Raw genomic sequence first — 21819 nt, forward strand, 5'->3', positions numbered from 1 at the left:
TAGCGTTCGCATACGCTACATTCGGGATCGACGACCCGGTCGGCGCTGCCGATCCCGACGGAAAGCACCCCCCATGCGTCTGCGCCGCCTCGCCCCTGCCGCCCTGCTGCTGTCGGGGGCCCTGCTCCTGGGCGGGTGCGCGACCCTCTCGAGCTTCATCAGCGGCGGCGACCAGGCGGTGCGCGACGTCGACAGCGGCGAGGTCACCGACGGCGGCACCACCGACGTCTTCACGCTGGCCGTCGGCGACTGCCTCAACGACCTGACGGATGCCGAGGTCACCGAGGTGCCCGTCGTCCCGTGCTCCGAGCCGCACGATTCCGAGGTCTACTTCGAGTTCTCCCTCGACGACGGCGAGTTCCCCGGCGCGACGGCGGTCACCGACGCCGCCGACCAGGGCTGCTACGACGCCTTCGCCGCGTTCGTCGGACTCGCCTACGAGGACTCGGTGCTCGTGTTCGGCAACTACGTGCCCACGCAGGAGTCGTGGGAGAGCGGCAACGACCGCCTCGTCTCGTGCATGATCGGCGACCCCGAGGGCCCCACCACCGGCAGCCTCGCCGGCGCCGCGCGCTGACGCCGCGCCGCGCGCGAGCCCCGTTCACTCGCGCCTTCGTGTCGCCTCGGGCGACGCGAAGCGGCATCTGGGCGCGAGTGAACCTGGCGGGACGGGGGTCAGCGGGGCTCGGAGGCCAGGTGCAGCACTGATTCGGCGAGGGCGCGGATGCCGTGGGCGACATCGCCTGTCGCGACGGCCTCGTCGGGGTGATGGCTGATGCCGTCGGGGTTGCGCAGGAACAGCATCCCGACGTCGGTGAGGGCGCCCAGCGCCATGCCGTCGTGCCCGGCGCGGCTGAAGATCACCGGGGGCGCCTCGGCGCGCGGCGGCAGGGTCGCGGCGATGCCGGTGCGGATGACGTCCTGCAGCAGCGGCGCGCAGAACACCGCGGCGGCGGCGTGCACCTCGTGCGCGCGCCAGCGCAGTCCGCGGCGCCCCATGATCTCGTCGAGCTCGGCGGTGAGGCCCCGCCACACGCGATCGCGTTCGCCGTCGAACTCGCCGCGCAGGTCGAGGGAGAGCTGCACCTCGCCGGGGATGACGTTCACGGCGCCGGGGAAGGCCTCGAACTGCCCGACCGTGCCGATGATGTGATGCTCGGCGGCGCAGATGCGCTCGACGGCCAGCGCCGCCTCGCTCGCGCCCAGCAGCGCGTCGCGCCGCACGTCGTAGGGGGTGCCGCCGGCGTGACGGGCCTCCCCCTCGACCACGAGCCGGAACCGCCGTGCCGACGCGATCGACGACACGACGGCGAGGGGCTCGTCGGCGCGGTCGAGTTCGGGGCCCTGCTCGATGTGGGCCTCGAGGTAGGCGACCACCTCGTCGGGGCGCCGGGCGGCCTCGCCGATGCGGCCCGGGTCTAGTCCGAACTCGAGGAACGCCTGGCGCAGGGTCGTGCCGTCGGCGTCGGCGAGGTCCCACCAGGCGTCGTCCCACGTGCCGGCGACGGCGGACGAGCCCAGCAGCGCCTTGCCGAACCGGGTGCCCTCCTCGTCGGAGAAGGCGATCACCTCGAGGGCGAACGGCAGCGGCACCGCCCAGCCGCCCGCGGCGGGCACCCGCAGCAGGCGCACGATCTCGAGGGCCATGAGCACCCCGACGATGCCGTCGAAGCGGCCCGCGTCGCGCACGGTGTCGAGGTGCGATCCGAGCAGCAGAGCAGGATGCTCCGCTCCGCCCGCGCCCCCGCCCACGCCGCCCGCACCCGCACCCACCGGGTCGATGCGCCCCACCTGGTTGCCGGCGGCGTCCTGCCACGTGCGCATGCCGAGCTCGCGCATCCACTCCGCCGCCAGGCGGTTGACGCGGGCGTGCTCGGGCGAGAGGTGCACGCGCTCGATGCCGTCCGTCGTCGCCGACACCCGCGCGAGCTCGTCGCAGCGCGCCATCACGCGGCGTGCGGCGACGGCGATCTGGTCGGGGGCGGCCTGCAGCAGGCTCACGCCGCCGCCCGGTACACGTCAGCCGCGGCCTCGACCCCGCCGCCGGCCGGCACCGCCGCGCCGAAGCGGCGCAGCACCGCCTCGAGTGCCGCGAGGGTGGTGAGCACGGCGTCGTGGCGGGCGTTGAAGCCCATCGTGCCGATGCGCCACACCCGGCCGTGCAGCGGTCCGAACGATGTGCCGATCTCGATGCCGAAGTCCTCCAGCAGGGCTGCGCGCGCCGTGTCGCCGGGCACCCCCTCGGGGATCTCGACGGCGACGACGTTGTTCATCTTGTGGGCGATGTCGCCGAACACCGACAGGCCGAGGGCCTGCACGCCGGCGAGCATCGCACGGCCGGCGACCTCGTGGCGGGCGATCACCGCATCGCGGCCCTCGAGCATCATCACCCGGGCGCACTCCCGCGCGCCGTAGAGCATCGTGGTGGCCTCGGTGTGGTGGTTGAGGCGTCGCGGCCCCCAGTAGTCGAGGATCATCCCGAGATCGAAGTAGTTCGACCGCACGAAGTCGGATGCCGTCGGGTCGCCCGGCTCGCGGATCCCGGCCTCGATGCGCGCCCGCGAGCGCACCACCTCCACAGCGCACGGCGACAGGGTGATCGGCGCCGATCCACTCGGGCCGCCGAGGCACTTCTGCAGGCCGGCGGTCGCGGCATCCAGGCCCCATTCGTCGGCGTCGAACGCGTTGCCGCCGAGCGAGGCGGTGGCGTCGGTGTAGAACAGCACCCCGTGGCGCCGGCAGATCTCGCCGATCTCGTCGAGCGGCTGGTTCATCGTCGTGGAGGTGTCGCCCTGCACGAGCGCCAGCAGGGTGGGCTTCACGCGCACGATCGCCTCTTCGATGGCCGACGTCGGGAACACCTGCCCCCACGGCGCCTCGATGGTGTGCACCTCGGCCAGCGCCCGCTCGGCGATCTCGGCGAGCAGGTGCCCGAACCGCCCGAACACCGGCACGAGCACGCGGTCGCCGGGGCGCACGAGCGAGACGATCGCCGCCTCGATGCCGGCGCGCGAGGTGCCGTCGATGAGCAGGGTGGCCTCGTTGCGGGTGTTCCACACGCCGCGGTACAGCTCCTGCGTCTCGGCCATCGTCGCCGTCATGAAGGGGTCGTACTGGCCCACGAGGGGCGCCGACATCGCCCGCAGCACGCTGGGGTAGGCCGAGATCGGCCCCGGTCCCATCAGCAGTCGGGCGGGCGGGTCGATCGGTCCGGGGATCATGCGGTGAGGTCCTTCCTGGGCCCGAGTGCACGGCGGGGCGCCGAACGAACGGGATGGCGACGTACGGATGCCGTGCGCTCGACGCCACGTCGTGCACTCGGCGCAGCGCCCACAGCGAGCGCAGGGGCGCCAGCGAGCGAGGCGGCGCTCACGCGGGCTCACCCCCGTGCAGCAGGGCGTGGAGGCGGCGGGCGAGGCGGACGAGGGCGATGTCGGTGCCGGCGGGGCCGATGAGGCACACCCCGACGGGGGCGGGCCCGAGCCCGGCGTCGACGCGCAGCAGCGGCACCGACACGGCGGGGAGCCCCGCCACCGCGGCGGGCGTGGTCATGCGCAGGGTCGCCTGGCGCACGGCATCCACGCCGGTGCCGCGGGCGGTGCGCAGCGGCGCCGGCCCGGGAACGGTGGGCAGCAGCAGCACGGTGCCCTGCACGAGCGCGGCGACGCGCTCCCGCGGGGCGACGAGCGCGGCGCGGGCCGCGCGCTCCTGCTCGGCGGTGACGGCGGCGGCCAGGCGGAACCGCTCGGCGACGGCGGGGCCGACGGCATCCGGATGCTCGCGCAGCCAGGCGCCGTTGCTGCGCCAGGCCTCGGCGGCCTGCACGAGGCGGAAGGGCTCGTAGTAGTCGTCGAGCGCGCCGATGGCGGCGGTGTCGACCGGGGCCGGGTCGGCGGATGCCGCGAGGCGGGCCAGCAGGTCGTCGAAGGCGGACCGGGTGCCGGGCTCAGCGGCATCGCGCAGCTCGGCCGGCACGGTGAACCGCCACGGCAGGTCGCCGGCCGAGGCCCCGAGGGCGCTCTCGGTCGAGGCGGAGCCGTCGTAGCTCAGGCACCAGTCGGCGACCCGCTGCAGGGTGTCGCCGTCGCGGGTGAGCCAGCCGACGGTGTCGAAGCTCTGCGCCAGCGGCAGCATCCCCTGGCGGGGCACGAGGTCGTGCGTCGTGCGCAGCCCCCACAGTCCCTGGTACGACGCCGGCACGCGCACCGACCCGGCGGTGTCGGTGGCCAGCCCCACGTCGGCCTGGCCGGTGGCGACGGCCGATGCCGGGCCGCTCGAGGATCCGCCCGGGAGCGCGCCGGGCACGGCTCCGTTGGGAGGGGTGCCGTAGTGCGCGTTGTCGCCGGCGATCGAGTAGGCGAACTCGTCGGTGCGGGCGATGCCCCGCAGCGACGCGCCGCCGCGCAGCAGGTCGGTGACGGCGGGCGCGGTGGTCGTCTCGGCGCGGGCCGAGTCGAGGAAGGCGGGGTTGCCGGCGCCGATGCGGTAGCCCTTGATGGCGAAGAGGTCTTTGACCGCGACGGTGAGTCCGTGCAGCGGGCCCTCCCACGCGCCCTGCCAGAGCGGGTCGCCGACGGTGCGCCACACCGACCGGTCGAAGGCCTGCGCGCGGGGGGTGACGTGCGCGGCGGTGATGAGCCAGCGTCCGTGCCGGCGCTGCCACACCTGCGTCTGCAGGCCGGTGCCGCCGCCGAGGTAGCGGGAGACGGCGACCACCAGTGCGACGTCCTCCCCCAGGGGCCGGTACTCCACCCGGTCGATCGTGCGGGGCGGCACGCCGCCGCGCGCCCCGCGGAACGCGCCGATGGCGTCGTGCCCGACGAGCAGGCCCGCGCCGTCGCCGCGCAGCGTGTCGTCACCGGGCGCGAAGGCGGCGCCGAGCGCGTCGAGGTCGTCGGCGAGGATCGCGCGTTCGTAGTCGTCGAACGCCGCCCGCAGGTCGGCGGGCATCTCGGCGCTCACGCGTCGCCTCCCGTCGCGACCCCGGAGAAGTCGGCTTCGCGGATGCGGGCATGCACGCCGCACACGATGTCGACCACCTGCGAGATGTCGAAGTCGGTCGCCGCCGACAGGTAGGCGTAGGCGAGGTGCTCGGCCATCCCGTAGCGCGCCTGCAGCAGGTCGAGCGCCGCGCGCACGGCCTTGCGCATGGCCTCGTCGAGGTCGGGGTCGAGGCCGGTGGGGACGAGGTACTCGCCGGTGCGCACGAGCGGACCGGTCACCGCGCCGAAGGCGGCCAGCGCCGCGGCACGGGGCACGACCTCGAAGCGCAGCGTGGCCCGCAGCGAGGCCTCGAGGGCGGTGAGGGCCACCTCGCCGTCGCCCTGCGCGAAGTGCGGGTCACCGACGTAGGCCAGCGCCCCGGGCACCTGCACCGGCAGGTACAGCACGGTGCCGGTCACCAGCAGGTTGATGTCGATGTTGCCGCCGTGGGCGCCGGGCGGCACCGAGTGGGGTCGGTCGCCGCCGGCCACGGCGACGCCCATGGTGCCGAGGAACGGCGCGAGCGGGAACGCGACGGTGCGCTCACCGCCGTCGACGACCGGCAGCAGGCCGACGAGCCCGCCCTCGCGCTCCTCGACCGGCGTGAACACGCTGACGTTGCCGGTGCCGCGCGGCAGCACGCCGGGGAGCGCGCCCTTGCCGTGCCGGTTGGAGATCACGCCGTAGGGCACGCGCGGTGCGAGGTCGACGACGGTGATCTTCAGCAGGTCGCCGGGCTCGGCGCCGTCGACGTACACGGGGCCGGTGATCACGTGCGGCCCGTCGAGGGCGGCATCCCGCGCCGCGGTGGCGGCGATAGCGACGGCATCGGCGAGCACAGCGCCCGCGGGCACGCCGTGACCGGTGAAGTAGCCGAGCGGGTCCTGCCCCTGATCGGGGAGGATCCCCTCGTGGCTGACGGTGTCGAAGGTCACCGTGTCGCCGGCCGCGACGCGCAGCACGGGGGCGTCGGCGCCGCAGGGCAGGCGCCCCCACAGCACGTTCTCGGGCGTGGCCGGCACGTAGTGGTCGCCGGAGAGCGGTCCGACACCGGTCTGGAGCACCTCGAAGGTCATACCGCGATCCTCTCGGTGTGCGGGGCGGTCAGCAGGCGACCGGCCGGGGCGGCCGACGCGGCATTGACGTCCTCGACGTCCTCGACGTCGAAGATCGGCACGCCGCGCAGCCAGGTGCGGCGGATGCGTCCGGTCAGCTCGCGCCCGTCGTAGGCGCTGATGGGGTTCTTGTGCCGCAGGTCGCGCGCCTGCACGTGCAGCGCATCGTCGACGCCGAACACGGTCAGGTGGGCGGGGGTGCCGACGGCGATGCGGCCGGCCTCGGCGAGGCCCGCGACGGCAGCCGGCCCCGTCGTGAACAGCGGGATGAGCGTGGACAGCGGGATGCCGCGGGTGCGGGCCTCGGTCCACACCGCCGACAGGCCCACCTGCAGTCCCGAGATGCCGCCCCACGCCAGTCCGAAGTCGCCGTCGCCGGCGCGCTTGCGCTCCACGGTCGACGGCGAGTGGTCGCTGACGATCGCGTCGATGGTGCCGTCGACGACGCCCTGCCACAGGAGGTCCTGGTTGGCGGCCTCGCGGATCGGCGGGCAGCACTTGAACTCGCTCGCGCCGTCGGGGATGTCTTCGGCGACGATGGCCAGATAGTGCGGGCAGGTCTCGACGGTGAGGGCGATGCCCTCGGCCTTCGCGGCCCGGATGGCCGGCAGCGCCCGCCCGTCGCTGAGGTGCAGCACGTGCGCGCGCCCGCCCGACCGCCGGGCGGCCGCGATGACGGCGTCGATGGCCGCCTCCTCGCTCTCGGGCGGGCGCGAGGCGAGGAAGCCGGCGTACCCGCGACCGAGCGCACCGTCGCCGTGCAGGTGGTCGGGGTCTTCGGCGTGCACGATCAGCCGCGAGCCGAGCGCGGCGATCTCCGCCATCGCCGCCTCGAGGCCGCTGCGGTCGAGGTGCCCGAACTCGTCGACGCCGCTGGGCGCGAGGAAGCACTTGAAGCCGTACACCCCGGCCTCGTGCAGCGGTGCGAGGCCGCCGAGGTTGCCCGGCACCGCACCGCCCCAGAACCCGATGTCGACGAAGGCCGACGCGGCCGCGGCATCCTGCTTCACGCGCAGCGCCGCCACCGAGGTGGTCGGCGGCACGGAGTTGAGCGGCATATCGACGATCGTCGTGACGCCGCCGGCGGCGGCGGCACGCGTGGCCGAGCGGAAGCCCTCCCACTCGGTGCGCCCCGGCTCGTTCACGTGCACGTGCGAGTCGACGAGCCCGGGCAGCAGCACGGCGTCGTCGGGCACGATCACGGTGGCGGGGCGGGTAGCGGGCCGGATGCCGGTCGCCGGGGCGCCGGTCGACTCGGCGGTGCCGGGCTCGGCGTCGCCCTGCTCGCCGTCGCCGGGGTCGGTGATCGCGACGATCACGCCATCGGCGATGTCGATGACCGCGGGCCGGAAGGCGCCGTCGATCCAGGCGCGGCCGGCGTGGATGCGCAGCTCTGATGCCATGGGACGCCTCTCGAGATCGTGAACCTATCGCTTAACTCGCACGCTAGTGCCGGCGCGTTTCGAGAGTGTTACCCGCGCGAAACGGCGGCGCGCTAGCGTCGCCTCGTGACCCTCGCCGACTTCAACGCCGCCCCCGCCGGCGACGCCGCCGCGACCGCCTCCGTGTGGGCGGCCGTCCCCTCTTGGGTCGACGCCGTCATCGCCGCACGCCCCTACGCCTCGGTCGACGACGCCGCCGGGGTCGCAGGGCACGAGGCCGACCGGTGGACCCGCGCCGACCTCGACGCCGCCCTCGCCCACCACCCGCGCATCGGGCACAAGCCCGTCGGCGAGGCCGCCGAAGCCCGCGCCTCGCGGCGGGAGCAGGCGTCGATGGCGACGGCATCCGACGATCTCGCGCAGGCCATGGCGGCCGCCAACGCCGCCTACGAAGAGCGCTTCGGGCGGGTCTTCCTCATCCGCGCGGCGGGGCGATCGCCCGAGGAGATGCTCGCCGAGGCGCAGCGCCGACTGGGCAACGACGACGACACCGAGACGACCGAGGCGATCGAGCAGCTGCGTCAGATCGCACTGCTGCGGCTGCGCGCCGCCTTGGAGGGATGAGATGAGCCACCTGTCCACGCACATCCTCGACGCCACCGCCGGCGTCCCCGCGACCGGCGTCGAGGTGGTCCTCGCCACGATCGAGGGCGCCGAGCTCGCCCGCGGCCGCACGGATGCCGACGGCCGCCTGGCCCTCGGCGCCGAGGTGCACCCGCAGACCGACTACACGCTCACCTTCGCCACCGGTGCGTACTTCGCCGGGCGGGGCGTGGAGACGTTCTACCCGCAGGTCACGGTGACCTTCACCGTCGGCGACCGCCCGCACCACCACGTGCCGCTGCTGCTGAGCCCCTTCGCGTACAGCACCTACCGCGGCAGCTGAGCGCGCGGCGGATCGGCGGCGCGGCGGGAGCGCGCGGCGGTTCCGGCATCCAGCCCCGACTTAACGCCCCGGCATCTGCGGGGAAACGCGGCTGTGACACGCGCGGCCTAGCGTGCCGAGCATGAAGGTCATCATCATCGGCGCGGGCATCGGCGGCACGAGCGCGGGCATCGCGCTGCGGCGGCTCGGTCACCACGTGGTCATCTACGACCAGATGCGCGAGAACAAGCCGGTCGGCGCCGCGCTGTCGCTGTGGTCGAACGGCGTGAAGGTGCTCAACTGGCTGGGGCTCGCCGACGAGGTCGCCGCGCTCGGCGGCGACATGGCCGACATGGCCTACCGCGACGGACGCACCGGCGAGACGCTGTGCGAGTTCTCGCTCGACCCGGTCACCGCCCAGACCGGGCAGAAGCCCTACCCGGTGGCCCGCGCCGACCTGCAGGCGCTGCTCATGCGGGCGTTCGGCGAGGATGCCATCCACCTCGGCACCCGCATGGTGGGCCTCGACGACGACGGCGCGCGCGTGGTCGTCACCTTCGCCGACGGCAGCACCGACGTCGCCGACATGGTGATCGGCGCCGACGGGGCCCGCTCCCTCACCCGCGCGTACGTGCAGCCCGACGGCGCCCCCGAAATCGTGCGCGAGTACTCGGGGTACACGAACTTCAACGGGCTCATCGCCGCCGACGCGGCCATCGGCGCGCTCGACGCCTGGACCACCTACGTCGCCGACGGCAAGCGCGCCGCCGTCATGCCGGTGGCCGGCGACCGGTTCTACTTCTGGTTCGACGTGCCCCAGCCCGCCGGCCTCCCCTACGACCGCGCCGACGGCACCGCGCCGCTGCAGGCCGCCTTCGCGGACTGGGCGCCGGGGGTGCAGGCGCTGCTGGCGGCCATCGACCCGGCCGTCTCGCTCAACCGCGTCGAGATCTGGGACATCACCCCCTTCCACACCTGGGCGAAGGGCCGGGTCGCCATCCTCGGCGACGCCGCGCACAACACCTCCCCCGACATCGGCCAGGGGGCCTGCTCGGCGCTGGAAGACGCGTTCGCCCTCGGCATCGCCGTGGCCACCAACACCCTGAGCGTCGAAGACACCCTGCGCCGCTACGAGCGCAGCCGCACCGAGCGCGCCGGCGAGCTGGTGCTGCGCGCCCGCCGCCGTGGCGACGAGACGCACGCCTACGACCCGGATGTCACCGCCGCCTGGTACGAGAGCCTCCGCGGCTCCGACGGCACCGGCATCATCCGCGGCATCGTCGGCAACATCGAGGGCAGCCCGATCAACCTCGGCGTCGGCGCCCTCTGATCCGGCCGTGCCCCGGGGACGCCCGGGCCCAGGGCCCCGGCAGCCCCGCGCCGCGCCGAGTGCACGGCCTCCCGCCGAATGAACGGCATCCGCACGCGCAACACCCCGTGCACTCGGCGGGATCTCGTGCACTCGGTGGCACAGGCGGGCCAGCGCAGGGGCAACGGCTCCTCGCACCGGGTCGCGCCACCCCCGTTGCGTTGGCCACCCACGCGAGCGGCCCTGCGCCACCCTGCGCCCCCTCCCCCGTCGAACGCACGCTCCGCGGCCTGGTCCCCCCTGCGCCGAGTGCACGGCCTCCCGCCGACTGAACGGCATCCGCACGCGCAACACCCCGTGCACTCGGCGGGAGGTCGTGCACTCGGGGGCACGGGCGGGTCGGCGCAGGGGCAACGGGCCTCACAACCGCCGCCGCAGCCGCGGCGGCGCGGGGTCAGGCGGGTTCGGTGAGGTCGCGGAGGGTGAGCCAGATGGCGGATGCCGTGGCATCCGCCGACTCGTTGACCACGCGGTGCGGGCGGGTGGCCCAGAAGGCGAGGGAGTCTCCGGCGGCGAGGTCGACGGCGCCCTCGGCGAACTCGAAGCGGAGGGTGCCGCGCAGGATGGAGCCCACCTCGTAGCCGGTGTGCACGAGCATGGCGCCATCGGTGCTCGAGCTGGCCCGCGGCGGGTAGATCGTCTCGAACAGGTCGATGCCGTCCAGGCCCACCGGCGTGAGGCGTCGGTAGACGACGCCCTGGTCGAGGGTGGCCGCTTCGGCGGCATCCGCGGTCGCGGTGGTGACGCGCACGCCCGGGATCGGCTCGGAGGACCCGGCGGCGGCGGCCCGCGGGTGCAGCACGTCGTAGTCGTCGAAGATCGCCGAGACGGGAACGCCCACTTCGCCGACGATCTCGACGAGGCGGTTCACCGACGGCTGCATCGCACCGGTCTCGATCTGCGAGAGGGCACTCGACGAGATGCCGACGGCCTGGGCGACCGAGGCGAGCGAGCGTCCCTGCGCGAGGCGCAGCTGCCGCAGTCGCGCCCCGATGGCGGGCGCCGGCTGGTTCGAGCTCACGGCATCGACCCTACCGGCCGCGCGCCCGCGGGACCGGTCGCCGGCAGCCGGGTCGCTGCGCGTGGGCCGGTCCCGCGGGGTGCGGGCCGCAACGGTGCTCAGGGCTTCGGCTCGGCCGGCTCGGCCGGCTCAGCGGGCGCGGGCGCGGGCGCGGCCGACACGGCCTCCGCGGGGGCGTGCCGGTCGAGGGCGACGGTGGGGATGAGTCCCGTGCCCTGCGCATCGGGGTGCACGAGGGCCGCGGCGGCGGGGCCGCGCACCGCATCGTGCCCGCTGATGGCGGGGCTGAGCGCCTCGGCATCCCTCACGTCGCGGCTGTTGAGCAGGAGGTTCAGCAGGATCGCCACGATCGCGCCGGCCGAGATGCCGGAGTCGAAGATGAGCTGGAACCACGTCGGGAACTCGTCGTAGATGGTCGGGGTGACCGTCGGCAGCAGCGCGACGCCGACCGAGATCGCGACGATGAGCACGTTCTTGTTGTTGAACTTCACCTTCGCGAGGGTGCGGATGCCGCTGGCGGCGACCATCCCGAACAGGGCGATGCCCGCTCCGCCCAGCACGGCGCGCGGCACGCCCTCGACGACCGCCGACACCTTCGGGATGAGGCCCAGCACCACCAGGATCGCCCCGGCCATCGTGGCGACATAGCGCGAGCGCACCCCGGTGAGCGAGACGAGTCCGACGTTCTGCGCGAACGCGGTGTAGGGGAACGTGTTGAAGATGCCGCCGAGCACGGTGCCCAGCCCGTCGGCGCGCAGGCCGTCGGCCAGCTGCCGGCGGGTGACGGGCTTGTCGACGATCTCGCCGACGGCGATCATGTCGCCGGTGGTCTCGGTCATGATGACGATGCCGACGATGCACATCGACACGATCGAGGCGACCTCGAAGACGGGCAGCCCGAAGTGGAACGGGGTGACGACGGCGAACCAGCCGGCCTCGGCCACGCCCGACCAGTCGGTCATGCCCGGCACGAACAGCGCCGCGACCGTGCCGGCGACCAGACCCAGCGCACCGAGACCCGGGCCAGTGCGGGCGGCGCGAACCGCTCGATCAGCACGATGAACAGCAGGGTGCCGAACGCGAAGGCGAGGTTCAGCGGCGGCGCACCGGGGGCCTCGGGGGTCGAGCCGGTCATGATCCACCCGGCGGCGACCTTCATGAGCGACAGGCCGATGATGAGGATCACGGTGCCGGTGACGATCGGCGGGAAGAACCGCAGCAGCTGCGCGAAGAACGGCGCGATCAGCACCATGAACAGGCCGCAGGCGATGACCGATCCGAAGATCGTCTGGATGCCGTGCTGCTGGCCGATCGCGATCATCGGGCCCACCGCGGCGAAGGTGACGCCCTGCATGAGCGGCAGTCGCACCCCGAAGCGCCAGAAGCCGACCGACTGCACGATCGTCGCGACGCCCGCGATGAACAGGTCGGCGCTGATGAGGAAGGCGAGGTCGGCGGCGCTGTAGCCCAGCGCCCCGCCGACGATCAGCGGCACCGCCACGGCGCCGGCGTAGAGCGCCATGACGTGCTGCAGCCCGAGGGGGAACAGGCGCGCCAGCGGTGGGATCGAATCGACGCCGTTCTCGGCGGCCCGCGCCTTGCGGGCGGCGACCTTCGTCGCCTTCTCCTCTGCGGTGGTGGTCATGGCGGCTCCCGTCTGCGCGGGGCGCGGGGGAGTCGCACCCCGTCGTCCCTGCGACGTTAAGCCCCGGCTGAACGCGGGCGCGAGCGAATCCGGCATCCGTTCGCTGATCTTCACGCACCGAAACAGGGCCGTAACCCGGGGTGGGGGTGCGGCGCGGGGCCCCCCGGGCCGCCCCGGCTCGGACCTACAGGCGGTCGGCGATGGTCGCGGCGACCGAGAGCCAGGCGTCGCGGGTCTCGGGGGCGAGGGCGTCGAAGTCGATCGGGCCGCCGTCGACGAGCGCGGGGTCGAACGGCACGTGCACGACGGCCGAGGTCACCTGCTCGAAGTGCTGCTGCAGGCGGTCGGTGAGGCGCTTGTCGGGACGCTGCGACGGCGCGGCCAGGATCGTCACCGCGGCGTCGATCTTGCGGTCGAAGCCCTTCTCGCGCAGCCCGTCGAGCAGCCACGCGGCGCTGGCGGCGGTGTCTTCGCGCACGGTCGACACGATCACGAGCTGGTCGGCCGCGGCGACGGCGGCGACCCAGTTCGAGGCGCGCATGTTGTTGCCGGTGTCGACGATCATCAGGCGGTAGTACCGCGAGAGCACGTCGTGCAGCCGGTCGAACGCGGCGGCGTCGATGGTCGACGACGCGGCGGCGTCTTCATCGGATGCCAGGACGTCGAAGCGCGCGTCGACCTGCGTGCGCACATAGGTGTCGAGCGCGGCCAGGCTCGCGTCGCTGGCCGATCCGAACCGGTCGAGGTCTTCGAGCAGGTCGACGGCGGTGCGGTGGTGCGGCGCGTTCTGCGCCCGCCAGCCGAGGGTGCCGCGCGTCTCGTTGTTGTCCCACGCGAGGGTCGCGCCGCCGCGCTGGGTGCCGAAGGTGGCCGCCAGCAGCAGCGTGCTCGTGGTCTTGTGCGCGCCGCCCTTGGGGTTGAGCACGACGATGGTGCGCGGAGCGTCCAGGCGCCGCTGCACCTTGCGCTCGCGCTCGATGCGCGAGCGCTCCGCCTTGCCCGGCTGGGGCGAGATGGCGCCGCCGGTGGCGCGGCGCACCGCACCCTGCCAGCCCTCGGTCGCCCGCGGCTTGGCGCGCTCGGTGCGCGAGTTCAGCAGGTCGTCGACCGTCGGCGTCGCGCGCTGCACCGGGTCGCGGCGGACGCCGTCCGAACGCAGCGGTCCGGATGCCGCGGCCGCGGGCGCCGGCGCGGACTCGGCCGCGGCGGGGATCGCGCGCACCGGTGCGGGGTCGACCGGCGCGGGCTCGACGGGCGCGGCGGCCGGAGCCGGCACCGGGGCCGGGGCGGGCTCGACCGGCGCAGCCGGAGCGGGTGCCGCAGCCGCGGCAGGTGCCGGAGCCTCGGGAGCGGAGACGACCGGCGCCGGAACCGACTCGATCGGCCCCGACGCGGACTCCGCCGGGGCGCGCTCCGGAGCGGGCGCCGCCGGGGCGAAGGCGGGCGGGGCGGGCTCGTCGGATCGCGGCTGCTCGGCTGCGGCGGGCGTCGTGCCGACGGCATCCGTCGCGCCGTCGCCGAGCGAGGGGGCCTCGAGGAACGTGCCGTCGGGGTGCACGATCATCGGCCAGCGGGAGCCGCCGTCGATGACCGTCGCCCGCACGGGTTCGCCCGCCGCGGCGGCGAGCTGGCGGATGGCCTCGACGATGCGCTCGCGCAGTCCCTCGGCGGTCGACGAGTACAGCTGGTCGACGTCGCCGGAGACGTGGAGCTCGGCGACGGTGGCCGAGGTGATGTGCACGGTCGGTTCGAAGGTGATGGTTCCCACGGGGACCTCTCTGATCGGGCTCGGACGATTATCCCATCCGCCCCGGTCGACGCGGATTTCCGCGCCTCCCCGACGCATCCTCGTCCCCCAAGCCGGGCGCCCCCGCGCCCGAAGCCACCGGGGTCAGATGCGGAAGAGGCTGTGCACGTCGCCGACGACGGCGCGGCCGCCGAGGGCCTCGAGCTCCATCAGCACGGCGGTGCCGGCCAGCTCGTAGCCGAGGTCGGCGAGCAGCCGCTGGCCGGCCAGCAGGGTGCCGCCGGTGGCGAGGATGTCATCGACCAGCAGCACGCGGGCACCGCGCGGCAGATCCGACGACATCTCGATCGTCGCCTGACCGTATTCGAGGTCGTACGAGACGGATGCCGCGGGCCGGGGCAGCTTGCCGGCCTTGCGGATCGGCACCATGCCCACCCCCGCGGCGATCGCCACGGCTCCGGCGAGCATGAAGCCGCGCGCCTCGATGCCGGCGACCACGTCGAAGCGCCCCTCGAACGGCGCCACCACCTCGGCGATCACGGTGCGCAGCGCCGCGGGGTCGGCCAGCAGCGGCGAGATGTCCTTGAACTGGACGCCCGGCTCGGGGAAGTCGGGGATCGTCGCGATGAGCGCTTCTGCGGCTGCGAGGTTCACCGCTCCAGGCTAGTCGCCGCCGCCGCGCCGCCCTCCCGCCCCCCGAACCGCACCCCGCCCCGCGCCCGAACCCCCCGAACCCGAACCTCCACCCACGACTGCAAGCGCTTGCAGTACGCTGGACGCTATGAGCACAACGGACACGACCGCCCTGGCCGACGCCGCCCAGACCCGCCCCGGCTCGGAGTGGTGGCGCACCGCGGTCATCTACCAGATCTACCCCCGCTCGTTCGCCGACGGCAACGGCGACGGCATCGGCGACCTCCCCGGCATCACCGCGCACCTCGACGACCTCGTCGCGCTCGGCGTGGATGCCGTGTGGCTGAGCCCCTTCTTCCGCTCGCCGCAGCACGACGCCGGCTACGACGTCGCCGACTACTGCGACGTCGACCCCCTGTTCGGCACCCTGGCCGACGCGGACGAGCTGATCGCCCAGGCCCACGCCCGCGACATCCGCCTCATCGTCGACCTCGTCCCCAACCACTCCTCGAACGAGCACGTCTGGTTCCAGCAGGCGCTGGCGGCCGCTCCCGGCAGCCCCGAGCGCGGCCGCTACATGTTCCGCGACGGCAAGGGCACGGCGGGCGAGCTGCCCCCCAACAACTGGGAGTCGGTCTTCGGCGGTCCCGCGTGGACCCGCGTCACCGAGGCCGACGGCACCCCCGGCCAGTGGTACCTGCACCTGTTCGACTCCACCCAGCCCGACTTCGACTGGTCCAACCCCGAGGTGCAGGAGGAGTTCCGCCGCGTGCTGCGGTTCTGGCTCGATCGCGGCGTCGACGGCTTCCGCGTCGACGTGGCCCACGGCCTCGTCAAGACCGACGGGCTTCCCGACCACCTCCCCTCGGTCGACGGCGACAGCATGGGCGGCGACGCCGACGACGTGCCGTACTGGGGCCAGGAGGGTGTGCACGAGATCTACCGCGACTGGAACCGCGTGCTCGCCGAGTACGACGGCGACCGGGCGCTGTGCGCCGAGGCGTGGCTGCCGACCGTCGACAAGACCGCCCTGTGGGTGCGTCCCGACGAAATGCACCAGGCGTTCAACTTCCCCTACCTCATGACCCAGTGGCACGCCCCCGAGCTGCGCGAGGTCATCTCCGAGTCGCTGCGGGCCTTCCCCGCCGTCGGGGCGCCGGCCACCTGGGTGCTCTCCAACCACGACGTCGTGCGCCACGCGTCGCGCCTGGCCCTCACCGCCGAGAACCCGCAGGGTCACGGCATCGGCCCCGACTCCCCCGGGCAGCCGATCCCCGAGGTGGGGCTGCGCCGCGCTCGCGCCGCCACGACGCTCATGCTCGCCCTGCCCGGCTCGTCGTACCTGTACCAGGGCGAAGAGCTGGGCCTGCCCGAGGTCATCGAGCTCCCCGACGACGTGCGTCAGGATCCGACCTGGTTCCGCACCGACGGCGAGCGCTACGGCCGTGACGGATGCCGCGTGCCGCTGCCCTGGACGCCCGAGGCCCCGGCCTACGGCTTCAACACCACCGGCGCCTCGTGGCTGCCGCAGCCGGCGGAGTGGGCGGGGCTCGCCCGGTCGGTGCAGGAGGACCAGCCCGACTCGACGCTGTGGCTCTACCGCAGCCTGCTGGCCACCCGCCGCGCCGAGGGCCTGGGCGCGGGCACGCTGGAGTGGCTGCCCGGCTACGGCGACGACGTGGTGGCGCTGCGCAACGGCGATGTCACCGTGATCGCCAACGCCGGCACGGCCGCCGTGCCGCTGCCGAAGGGCACCGTGCTGGTGGCCAGCGGCCCGCTCGCCGGCGACGATCTGCCCGCCGACACGGCCGTCTGGCTGCGGACCGCCTGATCGGCATGGTCGGCATCGACGACGTCGCCCGCGCCGCGGGCGTCTCGACCGCGACCGTCTCGCGCACCCTCAGCGGGCGCGGGCCGGTCTCGGCGGGCGCCCGGGCGCGGGTGCTCGCCGCCGCCGACCGTCTCGGCTACGTCGTCTCATCGTCGGCGTCGAGCCTGGCCTCGGGCCGCACGCGCAACATCGGCGTGCTGGTGAGCCTGCCCGACCGCTGGTTCTTCGCGACCGTGATCGGCGCGATCTCGGCCCGGCTGCTCCCCCACGGGTACGACATCACGCTCTACCACCTCACCGACGACCCCGCCCAGCGACGGGCGATCTTCGAGCGGTCGCTGCGCCGCGGCCGGGTCGACGGGTTCATCGTGCTGTCGGCGTGGATGTCGGATGCCGAGCTCGACGAGCTGGCCGGGCTCGACCTGCCGGTCGTCGGCGTCGGCGCGAGCCCGCGCCTGGCCAGCCTCGCCGTCGACGACGAGGCCGTGGGGCGCACCGCCACGGCGCACCTGCTCGACCTCGGCCACCGCCGCATCGCCCACGTCGGCCTCTCGGCCGACGACCCGTTCCACATCCCCACCCGCCGCCGCCGCGGCTGGGAGGCGGCGCTGGGAGGCGCCGGCATCCCGGCATCCGACCACGATTTCGCCGCCGCCGACTTCACCTTCGAGGGCGGTCGCCGCGCCGCACGCACCCTGTTGGCGGGCGCGCACCGCCCCACCGCGATCTTCGCGGCGTCCGACGAGCTCGCCGTCGGGGTGATCTCGGCCGCGCGCGAGGCCGGACTGTCGGTGCCGGGCGACCTGTCGGTCGTGGGCGTCGACGGGCACGAGCTCAGCGCCTTCTTCGAGATCACGACGATCGACCAGTTCCCGCAGGCCCAGGGCGAACGCGCCGCCGACGCGATGCTCGCCGCCCTCGACGAGTCCGCCGACGCTCCCGCCCCCGCCCTCCCGTTCGAGCTGGTCGTGCGCGCGAGCACCGCGCCCCCGCGCGCCTGACACCGCACCGCGCCCGCCGCACGCACCCGCACGCCCGACCCCGGCGGGCACCCCGTGTCGCGGGCACGCCCCGTAGGCTCGGAGCATGACGATCGATCTCGAGGCCCTCTACATCGACCTGCACCGCCACCCGGAGCTCTCGTTCCAGGAGACCCGTACGGCGGGCGTCATCACGCGGGAGCTGCAGGCCCTGGGCCTGGACTTCGTCGAAGGCCTCGGCAAGACGGGCGTGGCCACGAGCATCGTCAACGGCGACGGCCCGGTGGTGTGGCTGCGCGCCGACATGGACGGCCTCCCCGTGCCCGAGCAGACCGGGCTGCCCTACGCGAGCACCGCCCGCGGCACCGACCCGGCCGGCACCGAGGTGCCCGTGATGCACGCGTGCGGCCACGACATGCACGTCACCGCGCTGCTGGGCGCGCTCGAGCAGCTCGTCGCGACGAAGGACCAGTGGGCCGGCACGGTCGTGGCCGTCTTCCAGCCCGCCGAGGAGTACGGCGCGGGCTCGCAGGCGATGATCGCCGACGGCGTGCTCGACCGGTTCCCGAAGCCCGACATCGTGCTAGGTCAGCACGTCACCCCCCTGCCCGCCGGCGTCATCGGCGTGCGCCCCGGCACCCAGATGGCGGCCTCCGACGGTCTCACCGTCACCCTGCTGGGCCGCGGCGGTCACGGCTCGCGCCCGCAGTCGACGATCGACCCGGTCGTCATGGCCGCCGCCACCGTCATGCGCCTGCAGACCGTCGTCTCGCGCGAGGTCGACCCGCGCGACGTGGCCGTCGTCACCGTCGGCTCGATCCACGCCGGCCTGAAGAACAACATCATCCCCGCCGAGGCCAAGCTCGAACTCAGCCTGCGCTACCCCGACGACGAGGCACGCGCCAGCGTGCTGTCGAAGGTCGAGCGCATCGTGCGCGCCGAGGCGGCCGCCTCCGGCGCGGAGGAGGAGCCGGTCATCGTCACCGACCACTCGCTGCCCCCCACCATCAACGACGCCGACGCCACCGCGCGCCTGGTGCGCGCGTTCTCGTCGGCCTTCGGCGACGACGCGGTCATCGACCCGGGCATGTTCACCGGCAGCGAAGACGTGTCGTGGTTCGCCCGCGAGTCGGGCGCCCCGCTGGTGTTCTGGTTCTGGGGCGGCGTCGACCCGGCGGCCTTCGCCGCGGCGCAGGCCGCCGGCACCGTGGAGAAGGACATCCCCACCAACCACTCGCCGTTCTTCGCGCCCGTGATGCACCCGACCATCGAGCGCGGCGTCGACAACCTCGTCGTGGCCGCCCGCGAGTTCCTGGGCGGCTCGGCATGACGCCGCGCAACCGCGTCCCCATCATCCTGGGCTCGGTGGCGGCGGTGCTGCTGGTGGCCGTCATCGTCGCCCTGACGATCCTGCTCACCCGAGGCTCGGGCACGCCCGCGAGCAGCACGCAGACGGATGCCGCGGCCCCCGCCCCCGCGCCGTCGGCGAGCACCCCCGCCGCCGACCCCGCCCATCCGGCGGCCGCCCGCATCGTGCTGGCCGCCGACGGGTTCTCGATCGTCGACGCCGAGGGCGAGCAGACGTTCCGCCACGGCTGGGGCGACGAGGGCGCGCCGGCGATCGCCGCGCTCACCGACGCGTTCGGCGCACCGCCGACCGAGGGCTTCCAGAACGGCGACGCCCAGCACTACGCCTACACGCTCTACGACTGGGAGGGCTTCCGCTTCGCGGACGTCTCGCTCAGCGCCGGAAACAAGCCGCGCGAGAAGGTGCCCGACCCCACGTGGGTCTCCTACACGGCCAACACCGTCGCCGGCGTCGAGGTGGGCGCCGAGTTCGGCCTGGCGATCGGCTTGACCGCCGACGAGGTCGAGGCACTGCATCCCGACGCCACCACGGCCGGGCCGCCCGCCGCCTACCGGTTCGGCACCGACCGCAGCACGTTCTACCAAGACGGGGTGCGCTCCTACACGGTCACCGCCACCGCGGATGCCGGCGGCGAGGTCGCCGAGATCGCCTACCGCTTCGACACCGGCGGGCAGTGAGCAGCACCGGCGTGTAAACGCTCGGTGACACCCGGCGGTGCCGCGTTGCGCGGCGGGTCGGGTGGGCGTAGTGTCGCGGGCCGTGACCACTGACAGTCGGGACCCGTCCGAAGAGACGACGCCGATCGCGAAACGCATCCTGATCGGCGAGCCCCTCACGAGCGAAGAGCTCGACGGACAGCTGCTCCCGAAGAAGATGGCGCTGCCCATCTTCGCCTCCGACGCGCTGTCGTCGGTGGCCTACGCCCCGCAGGAACTGCTGATGATCCTGCTCATCGGCGGCACCGCGTTCCTCGCCTTCAGCCCGTGGCTGGCCACCGCCGTGGTGGTGCTGCTGATCGTCGTGGTGCTCAGCTACCGGCAGCTCATCAAGGCCTACCCCTCGGGCGGCGGCGACTACGAAGTGGCGCGCACCAACATCGGCGAGAAGGCCGGTGTCGTGGTGGCATCCGCCCTGCTGGTCGACTACATCCTCACGGTGGCCGTGTCGGTGGCCTCCGGCGTGGACAACATCATCTCCGCAGTCCCCCAGCTCGACCCGTGGCGGGTGGAGCTGGCCGCCGGCTTCGTCGTGCTCATCATCCTCGTCAACCTGCGCGGCGTGCGCGAGGCGTCGACGGCGTTCGCGATCCCCACCTACGTGTTCATCGGCTCGGTGGCCTTCATGATCGTCACCGGGCTCGTGCGCTGGGCGATGGGCGACCCGCCCGTCGCCGAGAGCGCGCAGTACGCCGTGCAGGCCGAAGACCTCAGCCAGGCCGCCGTCATCCTGCTGATCCTGCGCGCGTTCTCGAGCGGATGCTCGGCGCTGACCGGCGTCGAGGCGGTCGCCAACGGCGTGCCCGCCTTCCGCAAGCCCAAGGTGCGCAACGCCCAGACGACCCTCGTGATGATGGGCACCGTCGCCATCCTCCTGTTCTCGGGCCTCACCGCCATCGCGCTGGTCTCGGGCGTGCACTACGCCGAGAACCCCTGCCACCTCATCGGCTTCGACTGCGCCAACGTGCCGCAGCAGAGCCTCATCGCGCAGGTCGCCTCGGCGACGTTCGGCATGGGGTCGATCCCGTTCTACGTCATCCAGGCGGCCACGGCGTGCGTGCTGCTGCTGGCGGCCAACACCGCCTTCAACGGCTTCCCGCTGCTGGGTGCGGTGCTCGCCCGCGACGGCTACGCGCCCAAGGCCCTCAACACGCGCGGCGACCGGCTCGTCTTCTCCAACGGCATGATCATCCTCGGCGCCGCCGCGATCGTCGTGCTGGTCGTCTCCCAGGCGGAGCTGACGACCCTCATCCAGCTGTACATCATCGGCGTGTTCGTCTCGTTCACGCTCGGCCAGATCGGCATGGTGCGCCACTGGCGGCGCGAGCTGCGCTACCTGCGACGGGGCACCACCGAGCGGCGGGAGGCCACCACGGGGCTCGTGATCAACTCGATCGGGGCCACCTTCACCGTCGCGGTGCTGCTGATCGTCACGGTCACCAAGTTCACCCACGGGGCGTGGCTGGTGTTCGTGGCCATCCCGGTGCTGTCGGTGCTCATGGTGGGGGTCAACCGCTACTACCGCGACGTCGACCACGAGATCGCGATGGACGACACCGTGCACTTCGGCTCGCAGGGCGACGTGGCGCTGGTGCTGGTCAGCAAGCTGCAGAAGCCGGTCGTGAAGGCCGTCGACTACGCCCTGGCCGCCAAGCACGACAAGACGATCGCCCTCCACGTCGCGGTGACCAAGGAGGAATCCGACGAGCTGCAGGCCGAGTGGCAGCTGCACGGGATGCCGGTGCAGCTGCTGACGATCGAGTCGCCCTACCGGCAGTACGCCGGGCCCGTCGCCGACTTCATCAAGCTCTACCGGCAGAAGCACGGCCCCTCGGTGGTCACCGTGTACCTGCCGCAGTACATCGTCGGCCACTGGTGGGAGAGCGTGCTGCACAACCGGCGCTCGCGCCGCATCGCGCAGCAGCTCATGCTCGTGCACGGGGTGTCGATCACCCTCGTGCCGTGGCTGCTCGACTCGTCGGAGCTGGTCTACGGGCGCCGGTCGCGGCCGCTGCCCGGCGATGACCGCGCGGGCCGCATCACCTCCTACGGCCTGGTCGCCCACACCGACGACGACGATCGCTGACCCCGCGCGGCGGGGCG

General features: G+C 73.7%; 19 protein-coding genes. 9 read left to right on the plus strand and 10 right to left on the minus strand.

Annotated features, from left to right (window positions below):
* Positions 1–73 precede the first annotated feature (73 nt).
* Positions 74–577 (plus strand): septum formation family protein, encoded by a 504-nt coding sequence (locus N3K63_RS03595; protein ID WP_261578618.1) that lies wholly within the window; start codon positions 74–76, stop codon positions 575–577.
* 98 nt (positions 578–675) lie between these two features.
* On the opposite strand, the gene N3K63_RS03600 is transcribed toward N3K63_RS03595, so the two are convergent.
* From N3K63_RS03600 to allB, 5 genes are all read right to left on the minus strand, one after another.
* A complete protein-coding gene (locus N3K63_RS03600; protein ID WP_261578619.1) occupies positions 676–2001 on the minus strand; it encodes a Zn-dependent hydrolase in 1326 nt (441 codons plus the stop codon).
* Entirely contained in the window at positions 1998–3221 is a 1224-nt protein-coding gene (locus N3K63_RS03605) for a pyridoxal-phosphate-dependent aminotransferase family protein (RefSeq protein ID WP_261578620.1), read from the minus strand. The genes N3K63_RS03600 and N3K63_RS03605 overlap by 4 nt, the downstream gene beginning before the upstream one ends.
* A gap of 148 nt (positions 3222–3369) precedes the next feature.
* Complete coding sequence (locus N3K63_RS03610) at positions 3370–4962, minus strand: AtzH-like domain-containing protein (protein ID WP_261578621.1); 1593 nt, start codon at positions 4960–4962, stop codon at positions 3370–3372.
* On the minus strand, positions 4959–6059 hold the full coding sequence (locus N3K63_RS03615; protein WP_261578622.1) for an acetamidase/formamidase family protein: 1101 nt from the start codon (positions 6057–6059) through the stop codon (positions 4959–4961). The genes N3K63_RS03610 and N3K63_RS03615 overlap by 4 nt, the downstream gene beginning before the upstream one ends.
* On the minus strand, positions 6056–7501 hold the full coding sequence (allB, locus tag N3K63_RS03620; protein WP_261578623.1) for an allantoinase AllB: 1446 nt from the start codon (positions 7499–7501) through the stop codon (positions 6056–6058). Before allB ends, N3K63_RS03615 begins: the two co-directional genes overlap by 4 nt.
* Before the next feature lie 105 nt (positions 7502–7606).
* On the opposite strand from allB, the gene uraD reads away from it, so the two are divergent.
* The 3 genes from uraD (at position 7607) to hpxO (ending at position 9735) form a co-directional block, all read left to right on the plus strand.
* A complete protein-coding gene (uraD, locus tag N3K63_RS03625; protein WP_261578624.1) occupies positions 7607–8104 on the plus strand; it encodes a 2-oxo-4-hydroxy-4-carboxy-5-ureidoimidazoline decarboxylase in 498 nt (165 codons plus the stop codon).
* Position 8105: 1 nt separating this feature from the next.
* Positions 8106–8426, plus strand: a complete 321-nt coding sequence (gene uraH, locus N3K63_RS03630; RefSeq protein WP_261578625.1) for a hydroxyisourate hydrolase — start codon at positions 8106–8108, stop codon at positions 8424–8426.
* Between the two features lie 121 nt (positions 8427–8547).
* Positions 8548–9735 carry an FAD-dependent urate hydroxylase HpxO gene (hpxO, locus tag N3K63_RS03635; RefSeq protein ID WP_261578627.1) on the plus strand — a complete coding sequence of 396 codons (1188 nt, stop codon included), beginning with the start codon at positions 8548–8550 and terminating at the stop codon, positions 9733–9735.
* A 433-nt stretch (positions 9736–10168) separates the two neighbouring features.
* On the opposite strand, the gene N3K63_RS03640 is transcribed toward hpxO, so the two are convergent.
* The 5 genes from N3K63_RS03640 to N3K63_RS03660 all read right to left on the minus strand — a co-directional run bounded on the left by N3K63_RS03640 (position 10169) and on the right by N3K63_RS03660 (position 14841).
* Positions 10169–10795: a helix-turn-helix domain-containing protein gene (locus N3K63_RS03640; RefSeq protein ID WP_261578628.1), complete on the minus strand. Its 627-nt coding sequence runs from the start codon at positions 10793–10795 to the stop codon at positions 10169–10171.
* 98 nt (positions 10796–10893) lie between these two features.
* The gene (locus tag N3K63_RS03645; RefSeq protein ID WP_261578629.1) at positions 10894–11757 is read right to left on the minus strand and encodes a solute carrier family 23 protein; all 864 of its coding nucleotides are present in this window, start codon (positions 11755–11757) and stop codon (positions 10894–10896) included.
* Positions 11754–12440 (minus strand): solute carrier family 23 protein, encoded by a 687-nt coding sequence (locus tag N3K63_RS03650; RefSeq protein WP_261578630.1) that lies wholly within the window; start codon positions 12438–12440, stop codon positions 11754–11756. The genes N3K63_RS03645 and N3K63_RS03650 overlap by 4 nt, the downstream gene beginning before the upstream one ends.
* Before the next feature lie 184 nt (positions 12441–12624).
* Positions 12625–14208 carry a MinD/ParA family ATP-binding protein gene (locus N3K63_RS03655; RefSeq protein ID WP_261578631.1) on the minus strand — a complete coding sequence of 528 codons (1584 nt, stop codon included), beginning with the start codon at positions 14206–14208 and terminating at the stop codon, positions 12625–12627.
* Between the two features lie 123 nt (positions 14209–14331).
* The gene (locus N3K63_RS03660; RefSeq protein ID WP_261578632.1) at positions 14332–14841 is read right to left on the minus strand and encodes an adenine phosphoribosyltransferase; all 510 of its coding nucleotides are present in this window, start codon (positions 14839–14841) and stop codon (positions 14332–14334) included.
* Between the two features lie 127 nt (positions 14842–14968).
* Here N3K63_RS03660 and N3K63_RS03665 point away from each other — a divergent pair, with 127 nt between their 5' ends.
* The 5 genes from N3K63_RS03665 (at position 14969) to N3K63_RS03685 (ending at position 21802) form a co-directional block, all read left to right on the plus strand.
* On the plus strand, positions 14969–16651 hold the full coding sequence (locus N3K63_RS03665) for a glycoside hydrolase family 13 protein (protein ID WP_261578633.1): 1683 nt from the start codon (positions 14969–14971) through the stop codon (positions 16649–16651).
* Between the two features lie 5 nt (positions 16652–16656).
* Positions 16657–17652, plus strand: coding sequence for a LacI family DNA-binding transcriptional regulator (locus N3K63_RS03670; protein ID WP_261578634.1), 996 nt, complete (start codon positions 16657–16659; stop codon positions 17650–17652).
* Positions 17653–17737: 85 nt separating this feature from the next.
* A complete protein-coding gene (locus N3K63_RS03675) occupies positions 17738–18961 on the plus strand; it encodes an amidohydrolase (protein ID WP_261578635.1) in 1224 nt (407 codons plus the stop codon).
* Positions 18958–19677, plus strand: a complete 720-nt coding sequence (locus N3K63_RS03680; protein ID WP_261578636.1) for a hypothetical protein — start codon at positions 18958–18960, stop codon at positions 19675–19677. Before N3K63_RS03675 ends, N3K63_RS03680 begins: the two co-directional genes overlap by 4 nt.
* Before the next feature lie 70 nt (positions 19678–19747).
* Positions 19748–21802: an APC family permease gene (locus N3K63_RS03685; protein ID WP_390894984.1), complete on the plus strand. Its 2055-nt coding sequence runs from the start codon at positions 19748–19750 to the stop codon at positions 21800–21802.
* Positions 21803–21819 lie beyond the last annotated feature (17 nt).

This window comes from Microbacterium festucae (assembly GCF_025421715.1).
GTDB classification, from domain to species: domain Bacteria; phylum Actinomycetota; class Actinomycetes; order Actinomycetales; family Microbacteriaceae; genus Microbacterium; species Microbacterium festucae.

What these genes read in the sequence shown, in the direction of transcription:
- uraH (WP_261578625.1), top strand. Translation starts at nt 8,106, where the DNA reads ATGAGCCACCTGTCCACGCACATCCTCGACGCCACCGCCGGCGTCCCC.
- N3K63_RS03650 (WP_261578630.1), bottom strand. Translation starts at nt 12,440, where the DNA reads ATGACCACCACCGCAGAGGAGAAGGCGACGAAGGTCGCCGCCCGCAAG.
- N3K63_RS03680 (WP_261578636.1), top strand. Translation starts at nt 18,958, where the DNA reads ATGACGCCGCGCAACCGCGTCCCCATCATCCTGGGCTCGGTGGCGGCG.
- N3K63_RS03615 (WP_261578622.1), bottom strand. Translation starts at nt 6,059, where the DNA reads ATGACCTTCGAGGTGCTCCAGACCGGTGTCGGACCGCTCTCCGGCGAC.
- N3K63_RS03665 (WP_261578633.1), top strand. Translation starts at nt 14,969, where the DNA reads ATGAGCACAACGGACACGACCGCCCTGGCCGACGCCGCCCAGACCCGC.
- N3K63_RS03595 (WP_261578618.1), top strand. Translation starts at nt 74, where the DNA reads ATGCGTCTGCGCCGCCTCGCCCCTGCCGCCCTGCTGCTGTCGGGGGCC.
- N3K63_RS03645 (WP_261578629.1), bottom strand. Translation starts at nt 11,757, where the DNA reads ATGACCGACTGGTCGGGCGTGGCCGAGGCCGGCTGGTTCGCCGTCGTC.
- N3K63_RS03670 (WP_261578634.1), top strand. Translation starts at nt 16,657, where the DNA reads ATGGTCGGCATCGACGACGTCGCCCGCGCCGCGGGCGTCTCGACCGCG.
- hpxO (WP_261578627.1), top strand. Translation starts at nt 8,548, where the DNA reads ATGAAGGTCATCATCATCGGCGCGGGCATCGGCGGCACGAGCGCGGGC.
- N3K63_RS03605 (WP_261578620.1), bottom strand. Translation starts at nt 3,221, where the DNA reads ATGATCCCCGGACCGATCGACCCGCCCGCCCGACTGCTGATGGGACCG.
- allB (WP_261578623.1), bottom strand. Translation starts at nt 7,501, where the DNA reads ATGGCATCAGAGCTGCGCATCCACGCCGGCCGCGCCTGGATCGACGGC.
- N3K63_RS03675 (WP_261578635.1), top strand. Translation starts at nt 17,738, where the DNA reads ATGACGATCGATCTCGAGGCCCTCTACATCGACCTGCACCGCCACCCG.